The sequence below is a fragment of the Mesorhizobium sp. M7A.F.Ca.US.005.03.2.1 genome, assembly GCF_003997795.1.
GTDB classification, from domain to species: domain Bacteria; phylum Pseudomonadota; class Alphaproteobacteria; order Rhizobiales; family Rhizobiaceae; genus Mesorhizobium; species Mesorhizobium ciceri.
In genome coordinates, this window is sequence record NZ_RZRP01000468.1 from 1 (window position 1) to 4,935 (window position 4,935).

Genomic DNA, 4,935 nt, shown 5'->3' on the forward strand with positions numbered 1-4,935 from the left:
TAATGGCGCCGGCATTGCGGATGCGCTCGACGAAGAAATCGTCCTCCTGCGGCACGAAATCGGCGAAGATCGGCGAGCCGAAAGAGGTCCTGAGGCCCGTGGTCGAGGCGAGGTCCTTGATGGCCATCGGCAGGCCGAAGAGCGGGTTGGTTTTGGCTCGCGTTGGGCTGGCATCGGCCGCATCGGCTTCGCGCAGGATATCGGCGCGATCGCGCAAGGAGACGATGGCGTTGACCAGCGGATTGACCGCCTCGATGCGGTCGAGGAATGCCGCCACCACCTCGCGCACGCAAAGCTCCCTCTCCCGGATCGCGCCGGCGAGTTCGACTGCGGACAGGCGGCAGACGTCGCCTGCCGGTGGCACGGCATGTTTTGTTTGAGGACGCAGCATTTTAATGGGTTTCCTGCAGCGCCTGATCGACGTCTTTGGCGAGCGGGATCGCCGGTTGGGCGCCAGGTTTCAGGCAGGCCAGCGAGCCGGCCGCGCCGGCGCGCGCCAGCGCCTGTTCGAGCGTGAGGCCCGACGACAGGCTGGCGGCGAAATAGCCGCAGAACGTATCGCCGGCGCCGACCGTGTCGACGGGGACGATCTTGCGCGCAGCAACGGCCAGGAACTCGGTCGGTGTCGCCGCCATCACGCCATCGCCGCCGAGCGTGACGACGACGGTGCGGCCGGTCTTTCCGGCAAAGTCGCGCATGCGCACCGCCCGATCGCGGCCTTGCAGCGACAGCGCTTCGCCATACAGGTCGAACTCGGTTTCGTTGGCGACGACATAGTCGGCCTTGCCGAGAAAGCCGGCTGCTTGCGCCTGGAAAGGTGCTGTGTTGAGCACCGTGATGGCGCCGGCCGCCCTTGCCTGGTCGAGGGCGGCATCGACGGTGGCCAGCGGAATCTCATTTTGCAGCAGCACGACGTCGCCTTTTTTCAGAAAGGCCTTGGAGAGATCGCCGGGCCCCACGGAAGCGTTGGCGCCCGGCACCACGGCGATGATGTTCTCGCCGTCGTCGGCGACCATGATCAGTGCCGTGCCGGTCGAGGCGTGAGTCTCGGCAACGCCGGACAGGTCGACCTTGCCGTCGCGCAGCAATGCCAGTGCCTCGGCGGCGAAGCTGTCCCTGCCGACGGCGCCGACCATGCGCACCGAGGCGCCGGCGCGTGCGGCGGCCAGGGCCTGGTTGGCGCCCTTGCCCCCGGGCGCGGTGGTGAAGGCCGAGCCGCCCACCGTCTCGCCGGGGCTCGGCAAGCGGTCGACCTTGGCGATAAGGTCGAGGTTGATCGAGCCGATGACGATAATCAAGCAGGGCCTCCTGGCAACGCAAATTCAAAATGCCGGAGCGTCTTCGTGCGTCCGGGCGAACGCAGATCGTTCCGATTGCGTGGAAGCTAACCTGTAAGGCCGCAGCTTGCCAGACCACGCGCATGGTCCAGCCCGATTTGAGTTGTCGCGGCCTTATTCGCAGCGCACGGTGACCGTGCCCTGATAGTTGCCGGCGGGAAAGATACCGCCCGACTTGGTGGCGGTGAGGTCGACCTGCATCGCGTGGGTGCCGTTGGCAACCCTCTGCGGCACACTTCCGTTGACATCGGCCCCCGAGCCATCGAGGCGGAAGACCGAAGCGAACGTCACGTTGGTGCCACCGCCGCTCGGCGCGGACGAGAATGCGGCAGGCGCCGGCGCCGAAACCGAATAGCAGTCAAGCAGGTTGAGTATTGAGCATAACAGGGAGCTTGCCACCACGGTGGCGCTGGCGCTCGATCCGCCTGCCTGTTTGGAGCCCAGTATGCTGATGGCGGGACTGGCCTTCATCGTTCCGGACGCCCCGACCATGATGGTGCAGGTGCCGATGATCGCCGCCTGCATCGGAAGGCAGGAACCGGCAAGTGCCGCCATCGCAAACAGCGCGCGGCTACTGCTTCTTCTTTTTCTTGCCATCGCCATTTCCGGTTCTGATGCTCCAGCCTTCGTTGGCCCACCCCGGTGATGCGGTCGCGGGAGCGGTGGCGGCAATACTCGCCGTCTGGCCGTCGGTGCCGAGGCCCATTTTGAGGAGCTTCAGCTCCAGCTGAAGGCGCTCGACCTCAAGCTCGTAGAGACGGCTGCAATCGACGCGCTTGGGCGTACGCCCGATGGGGATCACCACGCGGCCGTAAGTGGCGACATCATTGTCGGACTGGCTGTTGCCTCTGATGACGCCGAGATCGACATAGGCGCCGGAGCCGGAGACGGCGGAACGGCAAGTGGTGCCATCCGCGGCATGGACCTCGTCCTGGCCCTGGGGCAAGGTGACGCCGGGCAGGTTGAAGCCGCTTTCGTTCTGGTTGAGGTTGTAGACGTCCTCGGCCCCGGCCGGCGAGGCACCCGCCCAAACAGCCGCGAGCGCCAGTGTCAGGACTTGCGGCGCCCAAAAAACTTTCCGCATATCTGTGCCCTTATCTGCGTCTGTTGATTGGGAAAGGGGATGCTTTCGGTACAGATACGCACTTTACGCTCGGCAGCGCCGCCGAAAGGCACAACCACAAGGACAGAACGGGAGGCCTGGGAGGCCAGTTGGAAGACATTTGGAGAGACCCTGGCATCTACCGGCTGGAAATCCTGATCGTAGACGTGAATTTCGACCCGGATGTTGCGGTCGTAGGGATTGGCGGGGAAGACGCGAACCGCAAAGACGTCGGTGAAGCTGTTGATCTCGCCACGCATCGGCGACATCGACTGAGCCTTGGCGGCAACGGGCGCCAATCCGACGGCCAACGCCGTCGCCAGGATTCGAGCATGTTTCACGACCCCTCCTTCGCTCGCGTCATTCGCAGCGCAGCGTTACCGTTGCCTGATAATTGCCGTTGGCGAAGCGATTGCTGCCGCCCTTGGTTCCGGCAAGGTGAACCGAGACGAGATCTGCGCCGGGGGTGGTGATGCTGGTTGTCGAGCCGGTCTCGACGATGGAATGCGCGCCGGCGGCGGAGTAGGTGGGTGTCCAGGTCGTCGACGTGCTGTCGGCGGATGGCACCGTCATGGTGGTGACCGGGTCGACGCTCAGCGACACACCTCCGGTCGTCGTCAGCGTCACGGTTCCAGCCGAGCCGCCGCTGTTGTGGGAGCTCAGGGACTGGAGATCGGGACTGGCCGTCATCGTACCGTTGGTGGCAACGACCAGCGTGCAGGTGGGCGCGATCGTGCCGTTGAAGATGACATTCTGCGTCGTGGCCAACGCGGCCTCGTCGACGCTGGCAACCAGCAGAGCTGCGCCGCAGGCGGCGCGAAACAATGTCATCGAGACCTCCTATCAAGCCGGATCGTCCGGATTAATATGAGAGCATCATCACTTTATCGTGGTTAATTTAGAGTTACCTAAAATAACGCCTCAAAAATAACAACTACAGGAACCGGAGGTTGCCCTCGGTTGCAAAAGCGGAACCACAGCGTAAATAGCGCTTATACTTGATAGCGCCGATAGAACCATGTTTTTCTTCGCAATATCGAGAAAAATCGATATTACGATACCTGCCCGGCTTCCCAACCCAGAATGGCGCGCTTGCGGGTCAGGCCCCAATGATAACCGGTGAGGTCGCCTGATTTGCCGATGGCGCGGTGACAAGGCACCACGAAAGAGAGCGGATTGGCGCCGTTGGCCGCACCGACCGCACGGCTGGCGGACGGGGCGCCGATGCTGGCCGCAATCGAGGAATAGGTGCGGGCCTTGCCCATCGGGATCTTGAGCAGCGCCTCCCAGACGCGAACCTGGAAGTCGGTGCCGATCATGACGACATGCAGCGGCTGGTCGGGGCGCCACAGCGTCGGGTCGAAGATACGGGCGGCATAGGGGCCGGTGGCAGTCATGTCCTCGACGTAGATGGCGTTCGGCCAGCGGCTGGACATGTCGGCGAAGGCGGCGCGTTCCTCGCCGGGGTCGCTGAAGGCGAGGCCGGCGAGCCCGCGCTCGGTGGCCATGATCAGGGCGGTACCGAACGGCGAGGAATGGAAGCCGTAGCGGATGGTGAGCCCGGCGCCGCGTGTCTTGTAGTCGCCCGGCGACATCGCCTCGTGCGTGACGAACAGGTCATGCAGCCGGCCGGGGCCGGACATGCCCAGTTCGAATGAGGTCTCGAGCAGCGGCATGCCGGAATCGAGCAGCCTGCGCGCATGGTCCAGTGTCACCGCCTGCAGGAAGGCCTTGGGCGACAGGCCGGCCCAGCGGGTAAAGAGTTTTTGCAGGCCGGTCGGCGTCTCGCCGACCTCCTCGGCCAGCTCTTCGAGGGAAGGCTGATCACGATAGTCGAGACTGATCTTCTCGATGGCACGGCGCACGATCTCATAATCGCTGCCCTCAGGCGTGATGTCCTTTTTGAGGACTGCGGTGTGTGTGCTCATGGAACTGTCTCCTTGGGCCGGAATATCGCCCCTCGGGGCGTCGATCGCCACCCGAAACTTGCCTTCTTGCGGCGCATACCCGGATAGGCACCGGATTCGAGCCCTGGAATCGCTCGCGGCTGGCTCAGCGTGCCTTGGCGGCCGCCAGCGCGCGCGAAAAGGCGGTGGCAAAACTCTCGCGGGAATCGGGGTCCAGGAACGATCCGATCGGCACGTTCTGGCCTTCACCTTGCACCGTCATGCCTGTGATGCCGATCTCGGCGTGACGGGCCACCGAAAACCGCGCCCAGAACGGATTGAAGCGATGCGCTTCCGATTTCCCCGAGGGGGCTGTCTTGCGGATGTCGAGGCTGGTGCGCGAAACCGAGACTTCTTCGCGTGCGCGAGCGGCACGATAGTTGATGCGAAAGGCGATGTAGACGGCGGCCACGTCGAGGCCGAAGAAGCCGAACACCGGCCAGGCGCCGCGCGACAGGAAAAACGCGCCTGTCACCAGCCAGCCGAACAGCAGCGCGCCCATCAGGACGAAGAAGCCTGTCCGGCCCAGAGACCGGTGCGGGGTCAGTAG

The 4,935-nt window shown here is 64.2% G+C and carries 8 protein-coding genes; all 8 read right to left on the reverse strand.

The annotated features are described in order from the left end of the window. The coding region (locus EN991_RS23175; RefSeq protein ID WP_245461051.1) for an amidase family protein at positions 1-391 on the reverse strand (391 nt) is incomplete at its 3' end. 1 nt (position 392) lies between these two features. Then, positions 393-1,298 (reverse strand): ribokinase, encoded by a 906-nt coding sequence (locus tag EN991_RS23180; protein ID WP_127369623.1) that lies wholly within the window; start codon positions 1,296-1,298, stop codon positions 393-395. Between the two features lie 153 nt (positions 1,299-1,451). Then, positions 1,452-1,934 carry a hypothetical protein gene (locus EN991_RS23185; RefSeq protein ID WP_164769321.1) on the reverse strand — a complete coding sequence of 161 codons (483 nt, stop codon included), beginning with the start codon at positions 1,932-1,934 and terminating at the stop codon, positions 1,452-1,454. Then, positions 1,909-2,421: a hypothetical protein gene (locus EN991_RS23190; RefSeq protein WP_027161334.1), complete on the reverse strand. Its 513-nt coding sequence runs from the start codon at positions 2,419-2,421 to the stop codon at positions 1,909-1,911. Before EN991_RS23190 ends, EN991_RS23185 begins: the two co-directional genes overlap by 26 nt. Further along, positions 2,388-2,780 carry a hypothetical protein gene (locus EN991_RS23195; protein WP_027161335.1) on the reverse strand — a complete coding sequence of 131 codons (393 nt, stop codon included), beginning with the start codon at positions 2,778-2,780 and terminating at the stop codon, positions 2,388-2,390. The genes EN991_RS23190 and EN991_RS23195 overlap by 34 nt, the downstream gene beginning before the upstream one ends. A 19-nt stretch (positions 2,781-2,799) precedes the next feature. After that, positions 2,800-3,270 carry a hypothetical protein gene (locus EN991_RS23200; protein ID WP_027161336.1) on the reverse strand — a complete coding sequence of 157 codons (471 nt, stop codon included), beginning with the start codon at positions 3,268-3,270 and terminating at the stop codon, positions 2,800-2,802. Positions 3,271-3,491: 221 nt separating this feature from the next. Next, entirely contained in the window at positions 3,492-4,367 is an 876-nt protein-coding gene (locus EN991_RS23205; RefSeq protein ID WP_024502817.1) for a bifunctional helix-turn-helix domain-containing protein/methylated-DNA--[protein]-cysteine S-methyltransferase, read from the reverse strand. Between the two features lie 124 nt (positions 4,368-4,491). Then, a partial coding sequence (locus EN991_RS23210) for a DUF2244 domain-containing protein (protein WP_127369625.1) occupies positions 4,492-4,935 on the reverse strand: 444 nt, incomplete at its 5' end.

Excerpts from the sequence above, each read along its gene's own strand:
- EN991_RS23200 (WP_027161336.1), bottom strand. The coding sequence starts at position 3,270 with ATGACATTGTTTCGCGCCGCCTGCGGCGCAGCTCTGCTGGTTGCCAGC.
- EN991_RS23190 (WP_027161334.1), bottom strand. The coding sequence starts at position 2,421 with ATGCGGAAAGTTTTTTGGGCGCCGCAAGTCCTGACACTGGCGCTCGCG.
- EN991_RS23205 (WP_024502817.1), bottom strand. The coding sequence starts at position 4,367 with ATGAGCACACACACCGCAGTCCTCAAAAAGGACATCACGCCTGAGGGC.
- EN991_RS23185 (WP_164769321.1), bottom strand. The coding sequence starts at position 1,934 with ATGGCAAGAAAAAGAAGAAGCAGTAGCCGCGCGCTGTTTGCGATGGCG.